This is a genomic window from Micromonospora sp. NPDC049204 (assembly GCF_040647935.1).
GTDB lineage: Bacteria > Actinomycetota > Actinomycetes > Mycobacteriales > Micromonosporaceae > Micromonospora.
Map to the genome: position 1 here is coordinate 247,086 of NZ_JBEZDC010000004.1, position 23,768 is coordinate 270,853.

Annotated in this window: 22 protein-coding genes; 9 read left to right on the forward strand and 13 right to left on the reverse strand. The window is 74.3% G+C overall.

Annotation, left to right across the window (positions count from 1 at the left end; translation table 11 throughout):
• Positions 1 to 4 precede the first annotated feature (4 nt).
• Together AB0A90_RS10310 and AB0A90_RS10315 are read right to left on the reverse strand one after the other, a co-directional pair.
• Entirely contained in the window at positions 5 to 1,144 is a 1,140-nt protein-coding gene (locus AB0A90_RS10310) for a site-2 protease family protein (protein ID WP_357244781.1), read from the reverse strand.
• 108 nt (positions 1,145 to 1,252) lie between these two features.
• Complete coding sequence (locus AB0A90_RS10315; protein WP_357244784.1) at positions 1,253 to 2,107, reverse strand: alpha/beta hydrolase; 855 nt, start codon at positions 2,105 to 2,107, stop codon at positions 1,253 to 1,255.
• Between the two features lie 301 nt (positions 2,108 to 2,408).
• Between AB0A90_RS10315 and AB0A90_RS10320 the strand changes: the two genes are divergently transcribed.
• The 4 genes from AB0A90_RS10320 (at position 2,409) to AB0A90_RS10335 (ending at position 6,073) form a co-directional block, all read left to right on the forward strand.
• Complete coding sequence (locus AB0A90_RS10320) at positions 2,409 to 3,308, forward strand: ABC transporter ATP-binding protein (RefSeq protein ID WP_357244785.1); 900 nt, start codon at positions 2,409 to 2,411, stop codon at positions 3,306 to 3,308.
• Between the two features lies 1 nt (position 3,309).
• Positions 3,310 to 4,110 carry an ABC transporter permease gene (locus AB0A90_RS10325; RefSeq protein ID WP_357244787.1) on the forward strand — a complete coding sequence of 267 codons (801 nt, stop codon included), beginning with the start codon at positions 3,310 to 3,312 and terminating at the stop codon, positions 4,108 to 4,110.
• A 191-nt stretch (positions 4,111 to 4,301) separates the two neighbouring features.
• Complete coding sequence (locus AB0A90_RS10330) at positions 4,302 to 5,432, forward strand: histidine kinase (protein WP_357244789.1); 1,131 nt, start codon at positions 4,302 to 4,304, stop codon at positions 5,430 to 5,432.
• Complete coding sequence (locus tag AB0A90_RS10335) at positions 5,429 to 6,073, forward strand: response regulator transcription factor (protein ID WP_357244791.1); 645 nt, start codon at positions 5,429 to 5,431, stop codon at positions 6,071 to 6,073. Before AB0A90_RS10330 ends, AB0A90_RS10335 begins: the two co-directional genes overlap by 4 nt.
• Positions 6,074 to 6,083: 10 nt before the next feature.
• Here the strand turns inward: AB0A90_RS10335 and AB0A90_RS10340 are convergent, their stop codons facing one another.
• A complete protein-coding gene (locus tag AB0A90_RS10340; protein WP_357244793.1) occupies positions 6,084 to 6,989 on the reverse strand; it encodes a L,D-transpeptidase in 906 nt (301 codons plus the stop codon).
• 198 nt (positions 6,990 to 7,187) lie between these two features.
• On the opposite strand from AB0A90_RS10340, the gene AB0A90_RS10345 reads away from it, so the two are divergent.
• The 4 genes from AB0A90_RS10345 to AB0A90_RS10360 are packed head-to-tail and all read left to right on the forward strand — an operon-like array spanning position 7,188 to position 11,882.
• Positions 7,188 to 8,837 carry a hypothetical protein gene (locus AB0A90_RS10345; RefSeq protein ID WP_357244795.1) on the forward strand — a complete coding sequence of 550 codons (1,650 nt, stop codon included), beginning with the start codon at positions 7,188 to 7,190 and terminating at the stop codon, positions 8,835 to 8,837.
• Positions 8,837 to 10,300, forward strand: a complete 1,464-nt coding sequence (locus tag AB0A90_RS10350) for an NADH-ubiquinone oxidoreductase-F iron-sulfur binding region domain-containing protein (RefSeq protein ID WP_357244797.1) — start codon at positions 8,837 to 8,839, stop codon at positions 10,298 to 10,300. The genes AB0A90_RS10345 and AB0A90_RS10350 overlap by 1 nt, the downstream gene beginning before the upstream one ends.
• 41 nt (positions 10,301 to 10,341) lie before the next feature.
• Positions 10,342 to 10,962, forward strand: a complete 621-nt coding sequence (locus AB0A90_RS10355) for a redoxin domain-containing protein (protein ID WP_357244799.1) — start codon at positions 10,342 to 10,344, stop codon at positions 10,960 to 10,962.
• Positions 10,959 to 11,882, forward strand: coding sequence for a cytochrome c biogenesis protein CcdA (locus AB0A90_RS10360; RefSeq protein ID WP_357244801.1), 924 nt, complete (start codon positions 10,959 to 10,961; stop codon positions 11,880 to 11,882). Before AB0A90_RS10355 ends, AB0A90_RS10360 begins: the two co-directional genes overlap by 4 nt.
• Positions 11,883 to 11,925: 43 nt before the next feature.
• Here AB0A90_RS10360 and serS read toward each other — a convergent pair whose 3' ends face one another.
• The 5 genes from serS to AB0A90_RS10385 form a co-directional block, all read right to left on the reverse strand.
• Positions 11,926 to 13,206, reverse strand: coding sequence for a serine--tRNA ligase (gene serS, locus AB0A90_RS10365; protein ID WP_357244803.1), 1,281 nt, complete (start codon positions 13,204 to 13,206; stop codon positions 11,926 to 11,928).
• A 97-nt stretch (positions 13,207 to 13,303) separates the two neighbouring features.
• Positions 13,304 to 14,386 (reverse strand): MerR family transcriptional regulator, encoded by a 1,083-nt coding sequence (locus AB0A90_RS10370; protein WP_357244805.1) that lies wholly within the window; start codon positions 14,384 to 14,386, stop codon positions 13,304 to 13,306.
• 25 nt (positions 14,387 to 14,411) lie between these two features.
• The gene (locus AB0A90_RS10375; RefSeq protein ID WP_357244807.1) at positions 14,412 to 15,593 is read right to left on the reverse strand and encodes a saccharopine dehydrogenase NADP-binding domain-containing protein; all 1,182 of its coding nucleotides are present in this window, start codon (positions 15,591 to 15,593) and stop codon (positions 14,412 to 14,414) included.
• Positions 15,594 to 15,640: 47 nt separating this feature from the next.
• The gene (locus AB0A90_RS10380) at positions 15,641 to 16,774 is read right to left on the reverse strand and encodes an alcohol dehydrogenase catalytic domain-containing protein (RefSeq protein ID WP_357244809.1); all 1,134 of its coding nucleotides are present in this window, start codon (positions 16,772 to 16,774) and stop codon (positions 15,641 to 15,643) included.
• Complete coding sequence (locus tag AB0A90_RS10385; RefSeq protein WP_357245191.1) at positions 16,771 to 17,202, reverse strand: hypothetical protein; 432 nt, start codon at positions 17,200 to 17,202, stop codon at positions 16,771 to 16,773. The genes AB0A90_RS10380 and AB0A90_RS10385 overlap by 4 nt, the downstream gene beginning before the upstream one ends.
• Before the next feature lie 171 nt (positions 17,203 to 17,373).
• Here AB0A90_RS10385 and AB0A90_RS10390 point away from each other — a divergent pair, with 171 nt between their 5' ends.
• Positions 17,374 to 20,313 carry a LuxR C-terminal-related transcriptional regulator gene (locus tag AB0A90_RS10390; RefSeq protein ID WP_357244811.1) on the forward strand — a complete coding sequence of 980 codons (2,940 nt, stop codon included), beginning with the start codon at positions 17,374 to 17,376 and terminating at the stop codon, positions 20,311 to 20,313.
• 13 nt (positions 20,314 to 20,326) lie between these two features.
• Here the strand turns inward: AB0A90_RS10390 and AB0A90_RS10395 are convergent, their stop codons facing one another.
• From AB0A90_RS10395 to AB0A90_RS10415, 5 genes are all read right to left on the reverse strand, one after another.
• Positions 20,327 to 20,875, reverse strand: coding sequence for a DsbA family protein (locus AB0A90_RS10395; RefSeq protein WP_357244813.1), 549 nt, complete (start codon positions 20,873 to 20,875; stop codon positions 20,327 to 20,329).
• A complete protein-coding gene (locus AB0A90_RS10400; protein WP_357244815.1) occupies positions 20,872 to 21,369 on the reverse strand; it encodes a redoxin domain-containing protein in 498 nt (165 codons plus the stop codon). The genes AB0A90_RS10395 and AB0A90_RS10400 overlap by 4 nt, the downstream gene beginning before the upstream one ends.
• Positions 21,370 to 21,465: 96 nt before the next feature.
• Positions 21,466 to 22,152: a BON domain-containing protein gene (locus AB0A90_RS10405; protein ID WP_357244817.1), complete on the reverse strand. Its 687-nt coding sequence runs from the start codon at positions 22,150 to 22,152 to the stop codon at positions 21,466 to 21,468.
• 581 nt (positions 22,153 to 22,733) lie between these two features.
• Positions 22,734 to 23,132, reverse strand: a complete 399-nt coding sequence (locus AB0A90_RS10410) for a hypothetical protein (protein WP_357244819.1) — start codon at positions 23,130 to 23,132, stop codon at positions 22,734 to 22,736.
• 140 nt (positions 23,133 to 23,272) lie between these two features.
• Positions 23,273 to 23,413, reverse strand: a complete 141-nt coding sequence (locus tag AB0A90_RS10415) for a hypothetical protein (protein ID WP_204941479.1) — start codon at positions 23,411 to 23,413, stop codon at positions 23,273 to 23,275.
• Positions 23,414 to 23,768 lie beyond the last annotated feature (355 nt).

Sequence of the window (23,768 nt, forward strand, 5' to 3'; positions counted from 1 at the left end):
ATGATCACCGCGGGGTAGCCGGGGTGCGCAGGGTGCTGCGTTGGACGGCTCGGCTGATGTCGCTGGGGGAGACGATTCCGGTTAGGCGGCCGTCTTCGCTCACCACCAGGGCGCGGCCGTCGGCGCACTCGCTGAGCCGGGGGAGCAGGTCGTTGAGCTGCTCGCCGGGCTGCGCGAGGACCAACTGGTCGGCCCGGCAGGCCACCTCGGCAAGCGTGGTCGACGCCCGCCGCTCGGCCGGCACGCCGCGTACCCGGTCGACGGTGACCAGGCCGATCGGCCGGCCCTCCTCGGTGAGGGGCAGCGCCGAATGCCGGTACGCGAACAGGTAGTGGTCGACGAAGTCGGCGACCGTCATCTCCGCCGAGGCGGTCTGCGGGTGCGGCGTCATGACGTCACCCACCCGGACCCCGCGTAGGGCGCTGCCGGTGCGGGCCTGCCGTTCCTCGGTCCCGGCGGCACCGATCAGGAACCAGCCGATCAGGGCCAGCCAGAGCCCGCCGAAGCCGACTCCGGACAGGAACTGCCACAGCCCCAGGCCGATCAACAGGACGCCCAGCACCCAGCCCGCCCGCGCGGCGACCACCGACGCTCTGGTCCGGTCACCGGTGGCCTTCCACACCGCGGCGCGCAGCAACCGGCCGCCGTCCAGGGGCGCGGCCGGCAGCACGTTGAAGATGGCCAGCAGCACGTTGATGCCGGCCAGCCACGCCACCGCCCCGAAGAGCAGTCCGTCCTGCCCGGACAGCGCGAGCAGCGCGGCGATCGCGCCGAAGAATGCCCCGAGCAGCAGGCTGACCAGGGGGCCGACCCCCGCGATGCGCAGCTCCGCGCCCGGGTCGCGCGGCTCGCCCCGCAGCTCGGCCACGCCGCCGAACAGCCACAGCGTGATGCCGTCGACCTCCAGCCCGTTGCGCTTGGCCACCACCGCGTGCGACACCTCGTGGGCGAGCAGGCCGACGAAGAAGACCACCGCCGCGGCCAGCCCGGCGAGGGTGTACGCCACGGACGAGCGATCGGGGTACGAGCGGGGGAACTGATTGGCGGCCAGACCCCACGCGATCAACGCGAAGATGACCAGAACGCTCCAGTTGACTCCGACCGGCACTCCCGCGATCCGACCAAGTCGGAAACTGGCCCTCATCCCACCGAGATACCCCAGTCGGGCCCGCTCATGCCAGACCCGACTGAGCCGGACACGCGACGCCGCCCACCCCAGCGTCTTGCCCCGGGACTGCGCCTGATGGGCGGGTCAGCGGCGGGGACTCTCGCTGGCGATTGTCGCCTCCCGCGGCAGGGCCGCCGCTCGCAGCGCCCAGTCCAACGCGTAGTCGGCGACCTCCTCCCAGCCGTCCTGCCCGACGGTGAAGTGTGATCGGCCGGGAAACTCCTGGTAGGCGGTGAGCGCCCGGGACTTCTGGTAGAGCGCCGCGTTGGCCCGGACCACTGACGCCGGCACCACGTGGTCGGCCCCGCCGGCCAGCAGCAGCAGGGGTGGGCGGTTGTCGCGTGTGGTGTCGACCCGGGCCGGCGAGCGCGGGTCGACGTTGGCGAAGGCGCCCTCGAAGAACACCCGGCCGGCACCGGGGACGGCATAGCGCTGATACGCCCGGTCGGAGTCCTCGCGGCTCATCACGTTGCCGAAGGTGTAGGCGAAGTCGTCCGGGGTGAACGGGACGGCCTTGCTCCGGTTGGCGGGGCTGCGCAGGATCGGGAAGCCGGAGCGCAGTTGGCTCAGCGGCACCTTGAGCACCCCCTTCACCGCCGCCGGGTGCACCCCCACCACCGCTGAGCCGAGCCCCCGGTCGGCGAGGACCTGGGCGAACAGTCCGCCGAACGAGTGGCCCATGATGATCGGCGGTCGGGGCAGCGCTCGGATGATCTTGTCGTAGTGCGCGACGATCGTGGCCATGCTCTGCTCGGCGATCGGGCTGGGGTCGTCGCGCAACTGCTCCACGGATCGGTCCATCCCCGGCCAGGCCGGGGCGATGACGTGCATGCCGCGCCTGGTGTACCGCTCGACCCACCCCTGCCAGCTACGGGGGGTCATCCAGAGTCCGTGGATCAGCACGATCGTGTCGACCTGGCCCTGCGGCATGGAGCCCATCGCATCCTCCCGGTGTCGCGGCGTCCGGCCCGGCGGTTACCCGCTGCCGCGCCGGGAATTCCTCCGCCGGCGCTCGCCTCGTCGTGCCCTGCGCGGGCCTCGCCGTGCCCTGTGCGGGGCGGACATGGCAGAGGGCGTGATGACACAGGGGCATATTGATGACTCAGAGGCATCACGCCCGCCGTGGTGCCCGCTCGCGCGGAGGTCACTCTGTGTGCCGCCCCGGCCCTGACAAATGTCACGGTCGGAACGTGACGACCGCTCCGGGCCTCGAGGTCCGCGCCGCCGGAGCATGAGTGCCATGACCAGTACGCATCCGGCCGTCGAGTTGAACGGCCTCACCAAGACCTTCGGCGCGGTCACCGCGGTCGACGGGCTGAGCCTGCGGGTGCAGCCCGGCGAGGTGGTGGCGTTCCTCGGCCCCAACGGGGCGGGCAAGACCACCACCATCGACATGCTGCTCGGTCTGGCCCGCCCGGACGAGGGCAGCGTCCGGATCCTCGGCGGCACCCCGGACGACGCGGTGGCCCGGGGTCGGGTCGCCGCCGTGCTCCAGACCGGCGGGCTGCTCAAGGACCTCACCGTCGGCGAGACGGTCGAGATGAGCGCGCACTTCTACCGGCACACCCGCCCGAGCGCCGAGGTGTTGGAGCGGGCCGGTATCGCCGACATCGCCGGGCGGGTCGTCGGGCGGTGCTCCGGCGGCCAGCAGCAGCGGTTGCGTTTCGCGCTGGCGCTGTTGCCCGACCCGGATCTGATGGTGCTCGACGAGCCGACCACCGGCATGGACGTCGAGGGCCGGCGGGACTTCTGGCAGGCCCTGCGCCGCGACGCGCGGGCCGGCCGGACCGTCATCTTCGCCACCCACTACCTGGACGAGGCCGACGCGTACGCCGACCGGATCGTGCTGGTCCGACAGGGGCGCATCGTGGCCGACGGCACCACCGCGGAGATCAAGAACCTGGCCGCCGGCCGCACGGTCCGGGCCACCCTGCCCGGTGCCGACCAGGCCGCGCTGGCCGCGCTGCCCGGCGTGGACGCCGTGGAGGTACGCGGCGACAGCGTGCTGGTGCGCACCGGCGACTCGGACGCGATCGCCCGGCACCTGCTCACCCGGACCGACGCCCGGGACGTGGAGATCACCTCCCGCAACCTCGAGGACGCCTTCCTCGCCCTGACCACCGCGCACCCCGGAGCCTGAGATGACGACCGTCACCCCCACCCCCACCCGTGCCGTCGAGCCGGACCGTCGGCTGCCCGCCCTGGGCGGTTTCGCCCCGGGCGTCCTTCGCATCGAGCTGCGCCGGGTGCTGCGTAACCGCCGCACCCTCGCCTTCACGCTGATCATGCCGGGCGTCTTCTTCCTCATCTTCGGCCTGCCGCAGGGCGGGCAGTCGCTGGACAACGGCCGCCCGGTCACGGCGTACGTCATGATCAGCCTGGCCGTGTACGCGGCCATGGTGGCGACCACCAGCGCGGGCGGCGCGGTCGCCACCGAGCGGGCACTGGGCTGGAGCCGTCAGCTGCGGCTCACCCCGTTGCGCCCGACCGCGTACGTGGCGACGAAACTGGTCACCGCGATGACCCTCGGCCTGCTCGCCGTGGCCGTCGAGTTCCTGGTGGGCGCGGCGGCCGGTGTACGCATCCCCGCGTACGTCTGGCTGTTGTCCGGGCTCGCCGCCTGGCTCGGCTCGCTGGTCTTCGCCGCGTTCGGCCTGTTCATCGGCTACCTGGTGCCGGCCGAGAACGTCATGCAGTTCATCGGCCCGATCCTGGCCGTGCTGGCCATGTTCGGCGGGCTGTTCGTCCCGGTCGAGGTGCTGCCGGAGGTGCTCCAGCAGGTCGCGAAGTTCACCCCGGTGTACGGCATGGGTGTGCTGGCCCGTGCCCCCCTGACCGGCGACGGGGTGAGCGTGGCGGCGGTGGTCAACCTCGTCGGCTGGGCGTTGGTCTTCGGTGTCGGTGCGGCCCGGCTGTTCCGCCGGGACACCGCGCGGGTCTGACCACCCCGACGGTCAGCGCCTGCTTCATCAGAACTGGCCGGCCTACGGCGGGCCCGGACGACGACCGGCGGCGTTGCGGTTTCGTCCAGATACAACACCGGTATCCGAACGAAACCGTGCCTTGCCGGATCGCCGCCCGGACTCCGCCTCGGCTCGACCGCCCTGATGAAGCAGGCGCTAGCGTGGACCCGATGGACCTCTCGACCGGGCAGCCCTGGCCGGTGAACCGCCACTGGCGGTTCACCGGCTGGCTGCTGGCGGCCGTGTGGCTGTTCTTCCTCAACGTGCCGCTCGCCACCGCGTTGCACCAGCCGGAGCTGTGGCGGCGGGTCGTCGGGGTGGTGGCCCTGGTCGCCTTCGGCATCGGTTACGTGCTGCTGTTCCAGTGGGCCCGCAAGCAGCGCCAGACCCTGCGACCGATCCCGGCGGGTCGGGCGCGGGCCGGGCTGGTGCTGCTGCTCGCGGTGGGCCTGGCCAGCATGCCGGGCACCGGTGGCGACTGGTTGGCGACCCTCGTCTACGTGGCGGCGGCGAGCGTGTTCCTGCTGCCGCCCCGGGAGGCGTTGGCAGTCGTACTGCTCTGCGCCGTGACCCCCGTGCTGACGTCCTGGCTGGTGCCGGGCTGGCAGGCCGAGAGCGGCATCGTCTTCGCGGTGCTGCTCGCCTCGTTCGCGATGTTCGGGGTGTCCCAGCTGGCCCAGCGCAACAGCGAACTCCGGGCCGCCCAACAGGAGATCGGCCGGCTCGCGGTCGCCGAGGAGCGGGCCCGTGCCGCCCGCGACCTGCACGACATCCTCGGGCACTCGTTGACCGTGGTGGCGATCAAAGCGGAGTTGGCGGGCCGGCTCATCCAGGTGGACCGCGACCGCGCCGCCACCGAGATCGCCGAGGTGGAGGCGCTGGCCCGCGCGGCGCTGTCCGACGTGCGGCAGACCGTCGGGGCGTACCGCGAGGTCACCCTCGCCGCGGAGCTGGCCGGCGCCCGCTCCGCGCTGGCCGCGGCGGGCATCGCGGCGGATCTGCCGGCCGAGGTGCCGGTGCTGCCGGACGGGTGGGACCGGTTGTTCGGGTGGGCGGTACGGGAAGGGGTGACGAACGTGGTCCGGCACAGCGGGGCGCGGTGCTGCACGGTCCGGGTACACCCGGACGGGGTCGAGGTGAGCGACGACGGTCGGGGTCCGTCCACTCCCGACGCCAACGGGCACGGGCTCGTCGGCCTGCGTGAGCGGGCGCGGGAGTTGGACGCCGTGGTGAGCGTCGGCCGCCGGCCCGACGGGAGTGGCTTCCTGCTGCGGGTGCACGCCCCGGCGGAGGCCCGGTGAGTGCCTCCGGCCTGGGCCGGTCCAACCCGATCCGGCTGCTGCTCGCCGACGACCAGGCACTGGTCCGCGGCGCGCTGGCCGCGCTGCTCTCGCTGGAGGAGGACCTGAGCGTGGTGGCCGAGGTCGGCCGGGGCGACGAGGTGGTGCCGACAGCCCGCCGCAGCAACCCCGACGTCGCCCTGCTGGACGTGGAGATGCCCGGCCTGGACGGGATCGCCGCCGCCGCCGCGTTACGGACCGCGCTGCCGACCTGCCGGGTGCTGGTGGTGACCACCTTCGGTCGGCCCGGCTACCTGCGTCGGGCGATGGAGGCGGGTGCGAGCGGCTTCGTCGTCAAGGACACCCCGGCCCGGCAACTCGCCGACGCGGTCCGTCGGGTGCACGCCGGCCTGCGGGTGGTCGACCCCACGCTGGCCGCCGAGACCCTGGCCGCCGGGGTGAGCCCGCTGACCGACCGGGAGACCGAGGTGCTGCGGACCGCCCGCGGGGGTGGCACGGTCGCCGACCTGGCCGGGGCGCTGCACCTGTCCGAGGGGACGGTACGCAACCACCTCTCGGCGGCGATCGGCAAGACCGGTGCCCGCAACCGGGCCGAGGCGATCCGGGTCGCCGAGCAGAACGGTTGGCTGCTCGGCGAGTGACGCCCGCCGGTCAGGCGGTCGGGGGCGGGGTGGGCAGCTTGTCGACGACCACCACGCTGCTGCCGGGGCGGACCTCGGCGAGCAGCTCCCGCTGACCACTGCGGGTCAACCGGATACAGCCGTTCGTGGTGTTCTCGCCCAACTCGTCGTCGTTGTGCCAGGTGTGCACCCCGATGTGGGCACCCCGCAGCCCGGCCGGCACCGACTCGGGGTCGTCGGGCACCGAGCCGAGGGCGTAGATGTCCACCCCGCCGTAGACCTCCTCGGGCGGCGGGGTCCGGCCCAGGACGAAGGTCCGCCCGAGCGGAGTGTCCTGCCCCGACTGGCCGAGGCTGATCTCCCAGGAGCGCACCGCCGTGCCGGCCCGGTACCAGGTGAGCCGGTGGACCTTGCGTTCCACCACGATCTGGTCGCGCAACGCCACGGTGTCGAACCCGCCGGGAGGCAGCCAGGCGAGCCGCCGATTGGCCGAGGGCAACAGGACGGCAATCCAGCCGGAGCGCCGGTCGGCGATCGGCATGGTGAGGTCGACGCCGCTGATCGTTGGTTCGAGGAAGGCTCGCGGACGGCCGCCGGGCGCGTCGTACGCGGTGATCCGCCTGGTCGGGTGCGCACCCTCGGTCAGCGGCGTGGTGTCCATGGTGGCCGGATCCGTGGGGAAGCCCCCGGGCGCCGGGTCGTAGTCGACCACCGGCAGCCCCGCCGGGGCGGGCGCGGCCGGGGGAATCGACTCCTCGGCGCTCTGCTCGACGATGCTCGGCGTCGGGTCGGCCGCGATCCGTCGGTCGGGTGCTGTCGTGCCGGGGGTCAGGGCCTGACCCACCAGCAGCGCGGCCACCAGCAGGGCCGGCACGGCGATGGCGGCGGCCACCCAGGGGCCACGGCGGCGATACGGGGACTTTCCGTCAAACAGCACTAAACCACTCTAAGGTGGCGGACGGTTCGAGGCCCCCGGTTCGGTGATACCCGCCGACCGAAGGTCTCGACCCCGCTCCGAGGTGGACGGCAACGCACGTCGACGCCACTCGGTTCGATCCCGGCCCAGAAATTTTTCCTAACGGATGATCCGCGCGCCCCGCCGGTCCGTACTGGATGGGGGAGCAGGGGTCGGCCGGTGGTACGCCGCCGCGAGACGATCGAGGAGCACATGGCCCGGGCACAGCAGAACCAGAAGGCGGCCACCGTCCGGACCAGCGCCAGCAGTCGGGGGGTACGCACACCGTCCCGGTCGGCAGCCACCATGCTGATCGCGTCGGTGCTCGCCGCACTGTGGGCGGCGGTCATGCTGACGGGCGCCGGACAGAAGGCGTACGCGTACGGCTTCTTCTTCACCGAGTTCTTCGCCGGGGTGATCTCCCTGGTGACGTTGAGCCTCACCGTGATGCTCGGGCTGCTCGCCACCGACCGGCTGGTGCTGCGCATCTCGCACCGGGTGCTGATGCAGTCGGCGCACCGGGCCACCGGCGTACTGGGCGTGGCCGGGCTCGGTTTCCACGTCCTCACCAAGATCGCCACTGGGCGGGCCGCCGCGACCGACGCGCTGGTGCCGTTCGTCGGCGGCCGGGGGCTCTACGTCGGGCTCGGCACCGTGGCCGCCCTGCTGATGGTCAGCGTGATCTGGACCGGCATCATCCGGGCCCGCTTCGCTGGCGTCGGTCCCAAGTGGCTGTGGCGCACGCTGCACTCCACCGCGTACCTGGCCTGGCCGTTCGCCGTGCTGCACGGCCTCAACGCCGGTCGGGCCGCGGCGCCCTGGGTGGTGTTCAGCTACCTGGGCTGCATCCTGCTGGTGGTGCTGGCCCTGCTGGTCCGGCTCTCGGTCACCATCGGCCGGCGCAGCCGCGAACAGCACCAGGCCGCGGTGCGCAACGCGGTGCTGGCCGGGCGGGCCAAGGAGACGAACACGGGCCGGAAGCTGCTGGCCGGGCTGACCCGACGCAAGAACGCCGACGCCGACACGCGTCCCGGCTGGGCGGACACCACCACCGCGACGTGGGCCGCGCCGGCCGCGCGCCGCGACCCGGACCGGTTCACCGTCCCGGTGGTGCCCGAACCCGGTTCCCTCGTCGAGCCGACCCGGCCCAGCCGTCGCCGGCGGGTGGAAGAGCCGGCGGCTGGCCGCGACACCGAACGGCCCTCGCGCGGCCGGCGGGACGAGGTGGAGCCCGCGACCCGCCGGTCGCGGCGCAGCGTCGAGGAGACCGTGACCCGTGGACGCGACGACGAGGAGGTCGAGCCGGTGACCCGGCGGCGCGGCTCGCGTACCCGGGACGAGGCGGTGCCGACCGGACGGCGACGCGTCGAGGAGCCGGCCGCCGAACGGTCCAACCGCCGGTCCCGCGACGAGGACGACGGCACCCGGTACTCGGCACCGCCACGGCCGACGGTCGAGCCGGAGGAGCCGTGGGACAGCCCGCGCCGGTGGCAGGCCGCCGAGCCGATCTCCGCCGGCCCGGTCTCCGTCGAGCCGATCTCCGCCGGCCCGATCTCGGCCAGCCCCATCTCGGCGACGCCGCGCAGCGGCAGCGGCCGGCACAGCGTCGAGGACGACGTGCCGGAGGAGCCGGACTACTGGCGTCCGCCGGCCCGGTACGTGCCGGACGAGGTCGCGCCGCCCGTCGACGACACCCCGACCCTTGTCGACCTGGCGTCCCGGCGGGCTCGGCGGGCAGCCGGCGAGGGCCGGTCCGCCAAGCGCCGCAAGGCCAGCGCGGACGCGGTGGACGGGGCGTACTGGGCTGGGCTGCGGGGTGAGGCGAAGTGATGCGCACCGCGGTGCCACCGGTCGCCTGCGTGGGCGAGCCCCGGCTCACCGCCGGCTTCGCCGAGTACGGCCGGCTCGACCTGGCCGCGCACGAGGAGGTGCACGGCCCGATCGGCCCGATGGAACCGGCGCAACTGCTCCGGCTCGCCGAGGGCATGCAGCTCAAGGGCAAGGGCGGGGCGGGTTTCCCGTTCGCCCGCAAGCTGCGCGCCGTCCTGGAGTCCTGCGAACGGCAGGACCTCGCCGCCGTCGTGGTCGTCAACGCCAGCGAGGGGGAGCCGGCCAGCTGGAAGGACAAGGTGCTGCTGACCCGCGCCCCGCACCTGATCCTGGACGGCGCGGCGCTCGCCGCGTACGCGCTGGACGCCGACGAGATCGTCATCGGTGTCGCCGACGACGGGGTCGGTCGGGACTCGCTGATGGAGGCCCTCGAAGAGCGCCGGATGCCGGTGCTGACCACGATCGTCACCGTGCCGCACCGGTTCATCTCCGGCGAGGGCGGCGCGCTGGTCAACGGGATCAACGGGCTGCCGCACATCCCGCCCGGCACCAAGAAGCGCTCCAGCGACTCCGGGGTCAGTGGCCTGCCCACCCTGCTGTCCAACGCCGAGACGTACGCCCAGCTGGCCGTCGGCGCCCGCCTCGGCCCGTACGAGTACGCGGCCCTCGGCACCGACGACGAGCCGGGCACCGTGCTGCTCACCGTGACCGGCGCGGCGGGCCGACCGGCGGTGGTGGAGTGCACCGCCGGCATGCCGCTGCGCGACGTCCTCGACCTGTGCGAGGTACCGGAGATTCAGGGCATCCTGATGGGCGGCTACCACGGCAAATGGATCACCCCGGAGGCGGCGGAAACGGCCGAGGTGTCCCGCAAGGGGCTGGCGGCGGTGGGCGGCACGCTCGGCGCGGGCATCATCATCCCGCTCGGCGTCGACACCTGCCCACTCGGAGAGGCCGCCCAGGTGGTGCGCTACCTCGCCGGGGAGTCCGCCGGCCAGTGCGGACCGTGCAAGATGGGCCTGCCGGACCTGGCCCGCGCGGTGGACCTGGCTGTGGCCGGCAGTCAGCCGGCCGAGGTGGTGCGGGCCGCCGCCGGCGAGGTGAAGGGTCGGGGCGCGTGCAGTCACCCGGACGGCACCGCCCGGTTCGCGCTCTCCGCGATCGAGGTCTTCGCCGAGGACCTGCGGCTGCACAGCACCGGTGACGGCTGTGGTCGACGCGTCAAGGGTGTGATGGGGCTGCCCGGCGCACCCGACGCGAACCCGCAGAAGCTCACCCTGGACTGGTCGCGCTGCGACGGGCACGGCCTGTGCGCGCACGTCGTACCGGACTTCATCCGGCTCGACGCGAACGGATATCCCGCCTTCCCGCCCACCCCCGTGCCGACCTGGCTGCGGGAGGGTGCGTTGAAGGCGGTCAAGGTGTGCCCCGAGCTGGCTCTCCGCCTCGCCAAGGCCGAGTAGGGAAAGGGCACCTCCCGGACAACTGTGGAACGGAGACACGGATGCGCAGCTGGCACGCTCGGGGGCGACGGTCCCGGATCGGTGTGGGCCGGCGGGCCGGCGCCGCCGTGGCGCTGGCCACCGCACTGCTCGGCGTGGTCTCCTGCACCGGTACGGCCGCCCCGCCCGCGGCGGTCGCCGCGCCGGCCACCACAGGTGCCCCGCCAGCCGCCAACGCCACCGCGACCGGATCGCCGAGCACGGCCCCGGCAGCGGTCCCGGACGCGCTGCGCTTCACCGGCACCACCCTCACCGGGGCGGCGTTCGACGCGGCGCAGCTCGCCGGCAAGCCCGTGGTGCTGTGGTTCTGGGCGCCGTGGTGCGCCACCTGCGCCAGCCAGGCCTGGACGGTCGCCGAGATCGCGCCCCGCTACCGGGAAACCGTGCCGATCATCGGCGTCGCCGGCCTCGGCGAGCAACGCGCGATGAAGGAGTTCGTCACCGAGTTCGACCTCGCCGGGACGCCGCAGATCGAGGACCGCAAGGGCGCGCTCTGGAAGCGGTTCAGGGTGACCGAGCAGAGCATCTTCGTGATCATCGACCGGAACGGCCGGGTCGTCCACCAGGGCTTCCTGGACGGTGAGGCGCTCGCCGCCCGGGTCGCCGCCCTGGCCGGGGCGTGACCGCCGCCCTGCTGCTCGCGCTGACCGCCGGCATGCTCGGCGCCGTCAACCCGTGCGGCTTCGCGTTGCTGCCCGCGTACCTCTCGCTGTTGGTCGCCGGGGCGTCGGACGCCCGCGGCGCGGTCGGCCGCGCGCTCACCGCGGCGGCCGGGCTGACCCTGGGGTACGTGCTGGTGTTCGGCGCGTTCGGCCTGGCGCTCGCGCCGCTGGCCGGCTGGCTGCGGCCCCGGCTGCCGTGGCTGACCGTGGTGCTCGGCGTGCTGCTGGTGACGGCCGGCTGTTGGCTGCTCGCCGGCCGGCGGCTGCCCGCCCCCGGCTGGTCGGCCCGAGCGCCCCGGCTCACCCGCACGTGGCCGTCGATGGCGCTGTTCGGCGCGGCGTACGCGCTGGCGTCGCTCGGCTGCGCCATCGCGCCGTTCCTGGCCATCGTGGTGACCAGCCTCCAGGCCGGCTCGACCGGTCAGGGGCTGGCGCTGTTCGGCGCGTACGCCCTCGGGATGGGCCTGGTGGTCGCGGTCGCCGCGCTCGCTGTGGCGCTGCTACGCGACGGGCTGGTGGCCCGGCTGCGCGTCGCCGGCGCGCTGGTGCCCCGTCTCAGCGGCCTGGTGCTGCTGCTCGCCGGCGGCTACGTCGCCTGGTACGGCTGGTACGAGCTACGCCTGTCCGCCGGCCGCCGCGACGCCCTGCGGGACCCGGTGATCCGGGTGGCCGCCGAGGTCCAGCGCACCCTGGCCGATGCCCTTGACGCCGTCGGCCCAGCGCCGCTGCTGGCCACACTGGCCACACTCCTGCTGCTGGCCACCCTGGCCCGCCGCCCCCACCCCCGCCGCCCCCACCCCCGCGATCTTGCGGTTTCTGTCGCGACAAAAACCGCGGAACACCACGTTTCGGCGACAGAAACTGCAAGATCGGCGACGTGAGCGGGGTCGGGGACGGGTCGGGGTGGGGTGGGTTGGGGTGGGGCTAGGGGGTTAGGCGGTCGGTGCCCAGGCGGTCTTGGAGGACCTTGGGGATCAGGACACTGCCGTCGGGCTGCTGGTTCTGCTCCAGGATGGCCGGGAAGAGCCGGCTCGTGGCCAGGGCCGAGCCGTTGAGGGTGTGCACGAAGCGCGTCTGCTTGCCGCCCGGCTCGCGGTAGCGGATGGCCGCCCGCCGAGCCTGGTAGTCACCGGCCCAGGAGACCGACGACACCTCCTTGTACTTGCCGGTGCTCGGCATCCACACCTCGATGTCGAGGGTCTTCTTCATCGACGCGCTGGCGTCACCGGCCGAGAGCAGCGTGCGCTGGTAGTGCAGGCCCAAGCCCTCGACCAGGCTCTCCGCGTGGGCGAGCATCTCCTCCAGGGCCGCGTCGGCCTGCTCCGGCAGGGTGAACTGGAAGATCTCCACCTTGTTGAACTGGTGCCCGCGCACCGTGCCGCGCTCGTCCGAGTGCGAGCCGGCCGACTCCCGCCGGTAGCACGGCGTGTACGCGAAGGCCTTCAGCGGCAGCTTCGGGGTCTCCAGGATCTCGTCCTGGTACGCGCCGAGGATCGCCGTCTCCGAGGTGGGCAGCAGGAACTGCCCGCGCGGGGCGGACTCGGCGTCGAGGTGGTAGACGTCGTCGTAGAACTTCGGGAACTGCCCGGCGGCGAAGCCGGCCGAGTCGAGTAGCAGGTGCGGCGGGAGCAGGAACTCGTAGCCGGCCCGGACGTGCTGGTCGATGAAGTAGTTGAGCAGCGCCCACTCCAGCCGGGCGCCGATGCCCGTGTAGATCCAGAAGCCGGAGCCGCCGAGCTTGACCCCACGCTCGTAGTCGACCAGGCCCAGCGCGCGGCTCAACTCCACGTGGTCGCGGACCTTGTCGATCACCGGCGGCTCGCCGAAGGTCTTCACGACCTGGTTGGCTTCCTTGCCACCGGCCACCACGTCGTCGGCCGGCAGATTGGGCAGCTCACTCATCGCCGTACGCAGCCGCGACTGCACGTCGTCCAGCTGGGACTCCAGCTCGGCGAGCTGTCGACGCTCGGCCTCCGGCGCGGCGGCCTGCGGCTCCTCGCCGGCCCGCTTCGCCTGCGCGTACGCCCGGGCCTCCGCCTTGCGGCGTTGCCGCTCGGCATCGATCTCCGTGATCAGGGCGCGGCGTTCCTGGTCGAGCCGCTGGATCTCGTCCAGCGCCCGAGTGACCTCGGCGGGATCCAGACGCTTCGCCAGCGCGGTCGCCACCGCCTCGCGATCCTTCCGGATCAACTCCATGTCGAGCATGCTGCTCCGTACGCCTCCGTCCGGGGTTCACAGGTGAACCACCAGATGCTACCGTCGCGGGCTTTTCCTCCCGGAACGGGGAGTGCGGGCCACCGACTCAGAGCCGGATCGGCATCAACACCGAATAGGTGTCCGCGTCGTCCGTGCGGCGCACGGCCAGCGGGGCGATCGGTCCGTCCAGCTCCAACACGAGTTGCGCCGCGCCGGCCGCGGTCAACGCGTCCAGCAGGTAGCCGCCGTCCACCCCGACCCGCAGCGCGTCGGTGCCCAGTTCGGCGGCGGCCAGCAGCCGCAGCGCGCCCTGGTCGTCGACGCCGAGCACGGTGACCGCCCGGGTCGTGCCGTCGTGGTCGCGGGCGACCGTCGGGGCCGCCGGGTCGGCCAGCGCGGCGCGCAACGCCGCCACGTCCACCGGGACCCGGCGCGCGGTGGGCCGCTCGCCGACGGCCTTGCGCAGCAGCCTGCGGTAGTCCGGGAAGTCGTACGGCAGGGCGGTGCCGGTCAACGTCCGGCCGGCCACCAGCACCCGCAGCTCCGCGCCGGCCACGGTCAGCCACACCGGTCCGGCGTCGGTGGCGTCGAGCAGCGGCCGGAGGTCATCGACGAGGGCGACCGGCACGAACACCCGCGCCCGGGGGCCGTCGACGTCGGCCGTGGCGCGGGCGAGCGCCAACCGGTACCGGTCGGTGGCGACGAGCCGGACGCCGTCCGGCTCCACGTCCAGCAGGACACCGGAGAGCATCGGCAGCTCCGGGTCGACGCCGACGGCGAAGCGCACCGCGTCGAGCGCGGCGGCCAGGTCGGTGGGGGAGAACAGCAGCGTGGTGGTGGCCGGCTGGGCCGGGTCGACAAGCGCGCGGAGTCGGGCGGCCTCACGGCGGGCGTCGGTGAGCCCGTCGGCCAACCGGCGCAGGTGCGTGTCGAGCAACTGGTGCACGGCCGCCGGCTGGGCGCGGACCGCGGCGGCGATCTCCGGGACCGGCATCCCGATCCGGCGCAGCCCGGCCACCAACCGGGCCGGCGTGATCTGCTCGTCGGTGTACCAGCGGTAGCCGGTCACCGGGTCCACCAGGGCCGGCTCCAGCACCCCCGCCGAGTCGTAGAAGCGCAGCGCGCTGACGGTCAGGCCGCTGGCCCGGGCCAACTCGCCGATGCTGTGCAGGTCACTCACGTCGGGCATCCTGCCCCCTCGACCCGGTCGAGGGTCAAGCCGAGGGTTCCAGCACCCGGAAGGTGAGCCCGGCCCGGATCAGCCGGTCCAGCAGCGCGTCACCCATCGCGGCGACGGGGGTGAGCTGGCCGGCGGTCGGCGGCAGCTCGTCGAGCGCCAGGCAGAGCGCCGACTCGGCGAGCATCTTCGCCGTCTCGTCGTACCCCGGGTCGCCGCCGGCCACCTCGGTGACCACCCGCTGCCCGCCGCCGGTGCCGACGAACCGGACCCGGAACCAGGACGCCGCCCGTTGCTCGGGCGTGGGTCCCTGCCCGGAGGCGAGCCGGCCGAGCAGCCACCGTCGGCTGGGCGGCAGCTTCACCAGCCCGACCAGGGCGCCGAGCCCGACCGCGCCGGCCAGCACGGTGGGCAGCCGCTTCACGGCGGCGAAGTGCCGGTACCGGAAGTCCGGGCCGTACTCCGGACGGGCCGCCGCCGACCGGCGGACCACCTGCGGATCGATGGTCGGCAGCGGCACGGTCCAGATGCCCAGCTCGGCGGAGCGGGCCAGCCGGCCGGGCACCGCGCGGACCCGGCGGTCGGTGGGGCGCGGCTCGACCGCCCGGCGCTCCCGGGCGGCCTGACTGGCCTGCCCGCTACGGGAGAACGCGGTGAGCGCCGAATGGTAGGTGCCGGCGGAGAACCGGCCACCGGCGCGGACGTAACCGTCCACGGTGATCGGGGCGTCGGCGGGGAGCTGCTTGACCGTGAACCAGACGCCCAGGTCGTGCGGGATGGAGTCGAACCCGCAGGCGTGCACCAGCCGCGCGCCGGTGCGGGTCGCCTCGGCGTGGTGGCGCACGTACATGAGGTCGACGAACTCCGGCTCGCCGGTGATGTCCAGATAGTCGGTGCCGGCCGCCGCGCACGCCGCGACCAGCGGCTCGCCGTGGTGGACGTACGGGCCGACCGTGCTGGCGACCACCCGGGCGCTCTCCGCCACGGCCCGCAGCGAGTCGTTGTCGGTCACGTCGGCCGTGAGCAGCGGCAGGTCGGCCAGTGTCGGGTCGACCGCCGCGAGCCGGTCCCGCACGGCGGCGAGGCGGTCCGGGTTGCGGCCGGCCAGCGCCCACCGCAGTCCGGCCGGGGCGTGTCGGGCCAGGTAGTCGGCGGTCAGGCCACCGGTGAACCCGGTCGCCCCGAACAACACCACGTCGTACGTCCGCTCCCCAGCCATTCTGAGAGTGTGCCATTCACGGTCCCCGACGGCAGCGCACGAGGGCGTCAGGGTGTGAACACGGCTCGTACACAGCCGTCGGCCCGGTCCCGGAACAGCGCGTACCCCTCGGGGCCGCGCGCCAACGGCAACCGGTGGGTGGCCAGGTGTTCGGTGCGCAGCTCGCCGCGGGCCATCCGGTCCAGCAGCATCGGCACGTCCCGCAGGTCCGGCCGACCGGCCCCGCGCAGCGTCAGCCGTCGCTCGGTCACCGCGCCCAGGCCGAACGCGTCGACGAACCCGTCCGTCCCGCCCAGCAGCACCACCACACCGCCCTTGCGGCACGCGTACACGGCCTCGCGTGTCGCGTCCGGCCGGTCGGCACGGCCGCCGAGCCGCTCGGGCGGCGGCGCGCCGACCGCCACCACGCAGACGTCCGGCCCCCGCCCACCGCTGCGCTCGCGCAACTCCGCCGCGACGTCGGTGCGACGGTAGTCAAGCGGCTCCGCGCCGACGTGCCGCTCGGCCATCCGTAACCGCTCCTCGTACCGGTCGACGACCAGCACCCGGGCGGCTCCGCGCAGCACCGCCGCCCGAGCGGTCAACTGACCCACCGCCCCCGCGCCCCAGATCGCCACCACATCGCCGGGACGCACGGCACCCAACTCGGCGGCCAGCCACCCGGTCGGCGCCGCGTCGGCGGCGAACACCGCCCGGTCGTCGTCGACCGCGTCCGGCACCCGGAACGCGCCCACGTCGGCGTACGGCACCCGCACGTACTCGGCGTGCCCGCCCGCGAATCCGCCCGCCGCGCGGGGACGGCCGAAGGAGCCGGCGTCCGAGTGTCCCCAGCCGGGGTCGGCGCTCGCCGGGTCGGCATGGGCGTTGTCGCAGCAGGAGTGCAGGCCGTGGCGGCAGTACCAGCAGCCGCCGCAGGCGACGCTCGCGCCGACGACCACCCGATCGCCGGTGCGGTGCCGGCGCACGCCGGGACCGACCTCGACCACCTCGCCCAGGAACTCCGCCCCGAGCACGTCACCGGCCCGCAGCAGCGGGTTCCGGCCGGCCAGCAGCGGCAGGTCCCCGCCGGATGTGGCGCTGCGGCGGACCCGGACGATGACGTCCCGCTCGTTGCGCAGCTCCGGGTCGGGCACCTCGCGTACCGCCACCTCATCGGTGGCCACCCAGCACAGCGCCCTCACCCGCGGACCTCGGGGCGGTCGAGCGCGGACCGGTCGGCGCGCAGCACCTCGCCGGTCTCCGCCCGCTGCTTGATCTGGCGCAGGACCCGGCGGACCAGCAGATGAGGGTCGTCGCCGACCAGGTGCGCGGCCAGCCCGACCGGCGGGCTGGCACCGGCCACCGGTCGGGCGGCCAGCTCGGTGCCCCGATCGCCGGGCGCGGGGCGCACCCGCACCTCGACCGCGCCGTCCAGGCGGCGCAAGGGCTCCGGCCACCGACCGGCCGGAAGCACCTGCTCGGGCGGCCGATCGACGGTCACCACCTCCCACCGGAGCGAGGTGACCGGGTCGCGGTCCGCGCCGGTCCGGCGGCCCCACCGGGGTACGCGCAGCCGGCGCAGCCCGGGCAGCGCCACGCCACCGAGGCCCGCCCGCACCAGCCGTCCCATCGCTCCCACCGGTTCCACGTCCTCCCCGTCCACGTCCCCGATCGTCGGTCGCGGTCGGGTGAAGCGTGCTCGCCCGGAAGGGGTGAACCGCCCCGCGCCGGGTAACCGCACGCCGACCGGGGGCGGAGCGCGTGGTGGGGGTGGGGCTGGGTGCCAGAACAGCAGAGTCGCGTGCGCGTCGACCCCGCGGCGGAGTCACCGCTGCTGGCGTCCCGGCTGACCCCGGCCGTGCCACCGGAGCCGGTGCTCGCCCGGCCCCGGCTGCTGCGCCGGCTGGACGAGGGCGCTGCCGGACCCGTCACCGTGGTCGCCGCCCCCGCCGGCTGGGGCAAGACCACACTGCTCGCCACCTGGGCGCGGCTCGACGGTGGGACGCCCGACGTCGAGCCGGGCGCGGTCGTACCCGACTCTGGTGACCTCTCGGTGTCGCCCGAGGACAGCCCGGTCTCGGCCTGGGTGTCGGTGGAGGTCGGCGACGACGCCGATCGGCTCTGGGCGTACCTCGCGGCGGCGTTGCGGACCGCGACCGGGTCGGCGGAGGACGGCCCGGTGCCCGACCGGCCACCCCGCCCCGACCAACTGGAACTGTTGGCCGCCACCCTCGCCGCCGCGGACCGGCCGGTGCTGCTGATCCTGGACGACCTGCACCGGGTCGCCGACCCGGCGGCGCTGCACGGCGTGGAGTTCCTGCTGCGGCACGCCGGGCAGCGGCTGCGTCTGGTGATCGGGGCGAGGGCCGGGCTGCACCTGCCCCTGCACCGGCTCCGCCTCGCGGGCGAGCTGACCGAGATCGGCCCGGACGAGCTGGCGTTCACCGACGACGAGGTGGCCGACCTGCTCACCGCGCACGGCGCGGCCCTGCCGGCGGCCGACGTGCGCCAGTTGCGCGAACGCACCGGGGGCTGGCCGGCCGCGCTGCGCATCGCCGCCCTGGCGGTACGCGGGCAGCCCGACCCGGGGCGCTGGGTGGGGCAGTTCGGGGGCGACCAACCGGAGATCGCCGGCTACCTGCGTGAGGAGGTGCTGGCGACGCTCGACGCGGCCGAGGAGGACCTGCTGCGCCGGACCGCCGTCGTCGAGAGCGTCTGCGCCGACCTGGCCGGGGCGCTGACCGGCCGCGCCGACGCCGGGCAGGCGCTTGCCGACCTGGCCGGGACGGGTGGCCTGCTGCACCGGGAGGACACCCGTCCGCCCTGGTACCGCTGCGATCCGCTGCTCGCCGACCTGCTCCGCGCCGACCTGGCCCGGCTGCCCGGCCCGGAGCTGCGCGATCTGCACGTGCGGGCGGCCGACTGGTACGCGGGTGACGGACGGCCGGCCGACGCGCTGCGGCACGCGCTGACCGCCGGCCGGTGGGACCTGGCCGGCGACCTGTTCGTCGCGCACTGGCCGGAGCTGACCCGGTACGACAGTGACCCCGTGCACGCCCCGGCACCGGGCGCCCCGCCGGTGGAGGTGATCCGGGCCGACCCGGAGGTGGCCCTCGCCTACGCCGCCGAACGCGCGTACGCCGGCGACCTCCCGGCCGCCACCGGTCACCTGCGCGCCGCCGCCGGGCACGCACCGGGCCTGCCGGTGCCTCGCCGGCAACGGTTCCTGCGGCTGGTCACCGCGCTGGAGTTGACGGTGGCCCGGCTCGCCGACGACCCGGTGGAGGTGCGGGCCGCCGCCGCCCGGCTGCTGCGGACCCGCCCGCCGGGCGCCACACCGACCCGCCTGCCGGACCCCGCGTCGTCGGGCGGTGCCGCGTCGTCGGGCGGTTCCGCGTCGTCGGGCGGTGTCGCGTCGTCGGGCGGTGTCGCGTCGTCGGGCGGTGTCGCGTCGTCGGGCGGTGCCGCGTCGTCGGGCGGTGCGACGTTGACGGCCGGCGGGAGCGGCGCCGCCGACGACGCCGACCTGCGGGCGTTCACCGGCACCGCCCTGGGGCTGGTCGAGCTGGCCGGCGGTGGGCTGCCGACCGCCCGGTTCGTCCGGGCCCGGGCGGCCGCTCGGGAGGCGGGCCGGCCACGTACCGAGCTGGTCGGCGTCAGTCGTGCCGCGCTGCTGCTCGCCGTACGCGGTGAACTGCGGGCGGCCGAGCAGGCGGCCCGGGAAGCGCTGGGCATGCCGCCCTGTCGGGGCTGGTCCTGTCGACTCGACTGCGCCTACGCGTATCTGGCGTTGGCCCAGGTGGCGCTACTGCGCGACCAGCCCGACGAGGCCACCGCGAACCTCAACCTCGCCGGCCCGGCGCTCGGCGTCGCCGGCGGCCTGGTCGACGGCTCCGCGGGAGACGCGGGCGGCGGCCGGCTCGCGGCCGTCCGGGGCGAGCCCGTGGCCACGGCGGTGGCCGCGCTGTGCCGGGCGCACCTGCACCGCGACTCCGGCGACCCGGCAGCCGGCCAGCGACTGCTCGTCCAGGCCCGGGAGGCGCTCGTCGACCTGCCGTCCGCCGCCGAGTTGACCAGCCTGCTGCGAGCCGCCGAGGCCGACCTGCGCGCCGAGCGCGGCGACCTGGACGCCGCCCGCGACCTGCTGGTCGGCGTGGACACCGACCCGGTGCTCGCGGTGGCGTCGGCGAAGGTGGAGCTGCTGGCCGGCGACGCCGCTGCCGCCGGCCGCGGGCTGCCGGCCTGGCAGGCGCCGGCGGCCACCGCCTGGCCCCTGCCGGTACGCCTGGACGCCGGCCTGCTGGACGCGGTGCTGGCCGGTCGCGCCGGGGACGGAAGGCGGGCGGGTCGGCTCCTCGAGCAGGTGCTGGATCTGGCCGGGCCGCAGGGCTGTCGGCGCGTCTTCACCCACGCCGGGCCGCCGGTGCGCGACCTGCTGGCCGCGCACCTGGACGCGGGGACCGCCCACTTCACCCTGGTCAGTGACCTGGTACGCGGGGCCGGGCCGAGCACCGCCCGGCCGGCCGCCGAGCCGAGCGGCCCGCTCGACGAGCCGCTCACCGAGCGGGAGTTGACCATCCTGCGCTACCTGCAGAGCATCCTGTCCAACGTGGAGATCGCCAGCGAGTTGTCCCTCTCGGTCAACACGGTGAAGACCCACGTTCGCAACATCTACCGCAAACTCGACGCGACCCGCCGGCGCGAGGCGGTCCGGCGGGCGCGCGAGTTGCGGCTGATCTGAGCGGGCCGACAGGTCAGGCGTCGCCCGCCGCGTCCACGGCCGCCAGCAGATCGGGCAGGTCGTACCCGCCCTCGTGGCGGACGCCGTTGACGAACAGGGTGGGGGTGCCGTTCACCCCGCTGCGGATGCCGCCCACGAAGTCCCGGCGCACCCGGTCCGCGTGCGCCCGGTTCTCCACCTCGGCGTTCAGCTCGTCCGGCGGCAGTCCGACCTGCTCGACACCGAGCGAGAGGTGCACCGGGTCGAGTTGGTCCTGGTGCTCGTAGAGCCAGTCGTGCATCTCCCAGAACCGGCCCCGGACCGCGGCGGCCTCGGCCGTCTCGGCGGCCCGTTCGGCGTACGGGTGCACGTTGGCGATGGGGAAGTAGCGGTAGACCAGCCGGACGGTGTCGGCCCGCTGCCGCAGCAACTCGTGCAGGTTCGGGTAGGCCGCACCGCAGAACTGGCACTGGAAGTCGCCGTACTCGACGACGGTCACCGCCGCGTCGGCCGGCCCCCGGACGTGGTCCTCGGTGGTGACCGGGTCCCGGAGTCGGGCGGTCACCTGCAGTGGCGTGGTCATCCGGTCATCACCTTCCGATCGGCGGCGAGTTGGTCGAGCGCGTCGAAGATGCCGTCGGCGCCCGGGTTGACGTCGGGCGGCGAAACGAAGCTCCAGGTCACCTGCCCGGCCGGGTCGAGCACCACGAGTGCGCGGTCCGCCTCACCCTGCGAGTTGTACGCGCCGTAGCGGCGGGCCACCTCGCCCTTCGGCTCGAAGTCGGCTAGCAGCGGGAACTCGATGCCCCGGCTCTCCGCGAACGCCCGGTGTGACCAGATGCTGTCCACCGAGATGCCGAGCACCACCGCCCGGTACTGCGCGAAGACGGGTGCCGCCGACTGGTAGAGCGACATCTGGTCGCCGCACACCGGGCTCCAGTCGGCCGGATAGAAGGCGAGCACGACCGGTCGTCCGCGGAACTGCTCGGGCCCGGTCAGGGCACCGTCCGGGGTGGCCGGCAGGGTGAAACCGGGCGCGGAACGCCCCGGCTGGATCAGCCCGTTCGGATCACTCATGCCCCCAGCCTGCTCCCGGGGTGGGTGAGTCCGGCTCACCCACCCCGGGTGGTTTCGCGCTCGCTCAGTGCCAGCCGGGCGCTCGCCCGCGCTCGCTCAGCGCAGCACCGGGGCGACCGCGATGTGGTTCTGCACCTCCCGGATGCCCGGGGCGGACCAGGCCACCTGCTCGACCTCGGCCCGTTCGGGCATGGAGTGCACCAACCCGGCGAGCACCGCGGTGTCGCCGTGCACCCGCACGCTGATCCGTTCGGCCTCGGTCGCTCCGGCTCGGGCGAGCGCGTCGATGATCCGATCGGCGAGCTGTCGGCCGTCCGGTGCGGCGGCGGGCCGTACGGTGATGCCGTTGCTCAGCCCCCGTACGCCGGTGAGCCGTCCCACCGCCCGCTCTGCCGCGCGGCGCTGGTATTCCCACTCGACGTCGCCGTGCAGCGTCACCCAGCCGGCCGAGACAGTGACCTGGAGCTTCTCGATGGGTACGAACGCGTCCCATTCCAGCGCGTGGCTGGCCGCAGCGGCCAGGTCGGGATCGGTGCGTTCGGCGGCGTCGGCCAGCTGCACGGCCAGGTCGTTGGCGACCGCCCGGACCCGGGCGACCCGGTGGGCGGCCCGTTCGGCGGCCCACTTCTTGGCGTAGCTGTCCACCCGGCCGGTCAGCGTGACGACGCCCTCGGCGACGGTCACACCGATCTCGTGCGGCTGCACCCTCGGTTCCCAGGTCAGCTCGTCGAGTACGGCGGACTGGATGTCCTGGTCGGTGCGGTCGATCTCCGCGATCGCCATCTGGGCCTCCTCCCTGCGTGGGTGGCGGACCGGTGGCGGCTGCGGCCGGAGGTCCGCCGGGGTCCGAGCCTGCCGTCGGTCCGGGTGATCCGTCCTCACCCACGGTGGGTGAGGAGTCGCAGCTCCGAGTGCCAGGGTGTCCGAAGGCAGATGCATGGGAGCGCTTCCAAAGCGAGCGCCTTTCGGTTACCGTAATCGCAGTCCTCGATTGCGGGAGCCGTCGCGTCGGGTGGTGGAAGTCAGGGCAACTCCACCTCGTCCCCGTCGTCGTGCTCGTCCCCCGGGCCACGACGTCCCCAGCGGATCGACTCCGTCCCCCGGTCTCGATCCGCGAGCAAGCCACCGATACCCGCACGTCTCGCGGGCCTGGTCCGCTGCGTGCTGGCCACCGCCGTCGTGGTGGGTCCGCACCCCGCCGGCCCCCGCCCGAACACCGGTCCGCCGGGCTGCCTGAGGGGTCCGGCACCCGGCGGGCCGGCCCACAACTTCATATTGGGTACGGCACCGGCCGGCGGCACGACGACGGACCCCGCCCGACCAGGGGTGAGCGGGGTCCGTGCTGGTGCTGGTGGACCTGTCGGTCAGACCGCCGGGGAGTTGGGTCGGTCCACGTCGACGAACTCCACGTCGTCGACAGCGTGGGCGTCCCGGCTGCCGGCGGCCCGCGCGGCGGAGCCGACGGCCCAGCCGACGGCGGCGCCGACAAGCGCGGCGCCGATCAGCAGCGTCCACGGCAGAGCCGGCTGTCGACCGGCGAGCGCGTCGAAGGCCAGCGAGGCCCGGCGTCGCGCCTCCTCGGCGGCGGAGCCCACCAGGTCACCCGCACCGTCGGCGATGTCGCCGCTGTTGCGACGGGCCGAGCGGGCGGTGTCCCGCACGCTGTCTCCGGCCGAGTTCACGGCAGAGAGCAGCTGCTCCCAGGCATGGTCCGCAATCCGCTCCGGCTTGCTGCGGCGGTCCAGCACGTTGGTTCCGAACATCGTGGTTACCTCCTCGGGTGCCGAAGCCGCCGGCCACTTCGGACTTCGGCGTCTGTTCAGCGCGTCACGGTTCGCCTACCCCGCCAGTGCCCAGGGCCGCCCGAGCGCAAACCCGGCCGGCTCCGGCCCGCCGCCGCGACTCAGCGCACCACCACCACGGCGACGCCGCGGGCGAAGTCGTCGTCATCGTCGTCATCGTCGTCTCCACCGCCGAAACCGCAGGCCAGTACGAGAGCGAGTAGAACGCCGACGCCGGCCAGACCGGCAAGTCGTTTGATCATCGAAGGTCCTCTCCGTATGGGGGGTGTCCCGGCCCGATGCTAGGTGGCGTCGGCAACTGGTGGGCCCGGGTCGGGGGGTGTCCGCGCGCGACACGCCGGTGGCACGGGGCGGGCCGCCGGTCGGGGGTCGGTTGTCGGGCGCGTCGGGTCGGGACGGCTACCCTGGTCCGCGGCGCATCGGTCGCGACCGGTCGTCGGAGGTCAAATAACAAAAAGTCTTGAGCAATCAGATACTCAAAAGTGCGGATATGGGTGCCTTTGTGGGTCCGGATCCGTGAATTGCTCATCCCGAGGGGTGGCGACCGAGGCTGTCAGAGGAATACTCTCGGTCGCGGCCCGCGTACTGATGAGGCGC

Bases quoted from the DNA above. Each gene is read 5' to 3' on its own strand.
- AB0A90_RS10325 (WP_357244787.1), top strand. From the start codon at position 3,310: ATGACGACCGTCACCCCCACCCCCACCCGTGCCGTCGAGCCGGACCGT.
- AB0A90_RS10405 (WP_357244817.1), bottom strand. From the start codon at position 22,152: ATGGCGATCGCGGAGATCGACCGCACCGACCAGGACATCCAGTCCGCC.
- AB0A90_RS10395 (WP_357244813.1), bottom strand. From the start codon at position 20,875: ATGACCACGCCACTGCAGGTGACCGCCCGACTCCGGGACCCGGTCACC.
- AB0A90_RS10315 (WP_357244784.1), bottom strand. From the start codon at position 2,107: ATGGGCTCCATGCCGCAGGGCCAGGTCGACACGATCGTGCTGATCCAC.
- AB0A90_RS10385 (WP_357245191.1), bottom strand. From the start codon at position 17,202: ATGGGACGGCTGGTGCGGGCGGGCCTCGGTGGCGTGGCGCTGCCCGGG.
- AB0A90_RS10350 (WP_357244797.1), top strand. From the start codon at position 8,837: ATGCGCACCGCGGTGCCACCGGTCGCCTGCGTGGGCGAGCCCCGGCTC.
- AB0A90_RS10355 (WP_357244799.1), top strand. From the start codon at position 10,342: ATGCGCAGCTGGCACGCTCGGGGGCGACGGTCCCGGATCGGTGTGGGC.
- AB0A90_RS10415 (WP_204941479.1), bottom strand. From the start codon at position 23,413: ATGATCAAACGACTTGCCGGTCTGGCCGGCGTCGGCGTTCTACTCGCT.
- AB0A90_RS10310 (WP_357244781.1), bottom strand. From the start codon at position 1,144: ATGAGGGCCAGTTTCCGACTTGGTCGGATCGCGGGAGTGCCGGTCGGA.
- AB0A90_RS10400 (WP_357244815.1), bottom strand. From the start codon at position 21,369: ATGAGTGATCCGAACGGGCTGATCCAGCCGGGGCGTTCCGCGCCCGGT.
- AB0A90_RS10410 (WP_357244819.1), bottom strand. From the start codon at position 23,132: ATGTTCGGAACCAACGTGCTGGACCGCCGCAGCAAGCCGGAGCGGATT.
- AB0A90_RS10370 (WP_357244805.1), bottom strand. From the start codon at position 14,386: ATGCCCGACGTGAGTGACCTGCACAGCATCGGCGAGTTGGCCCGGGCC.
- AB0A90_RS10330 (WP_357244789.1), top strand. From the start codon at position 4,302: ATGGACCTCTCGACCGGGCAGCCCTGGCCGGTGAACCGCCACTGGCGG.
- serS (WP_357244803.1), bottom strand. From the start codon at position 13,206: ATGCTCGACATGGAGTTGATCCGGAAGGATCGCGAGGCGGTGGCGACC.
- AB0A90_RS10375 (WP_357244807.1), bottom strand. From the start codon at position 15,593: ATGGCTGGGGAGCGGACGTACGACGTGGTGTTGTTCGGGGCGACCGGG.
- AB0A90_RS10320 (WP_357244785.1), top strand. From the start codon at position 2,409: ATGACCAGTACGCATCCGGCCGTCGAGTTGAACGGCCTCACCAAGACC.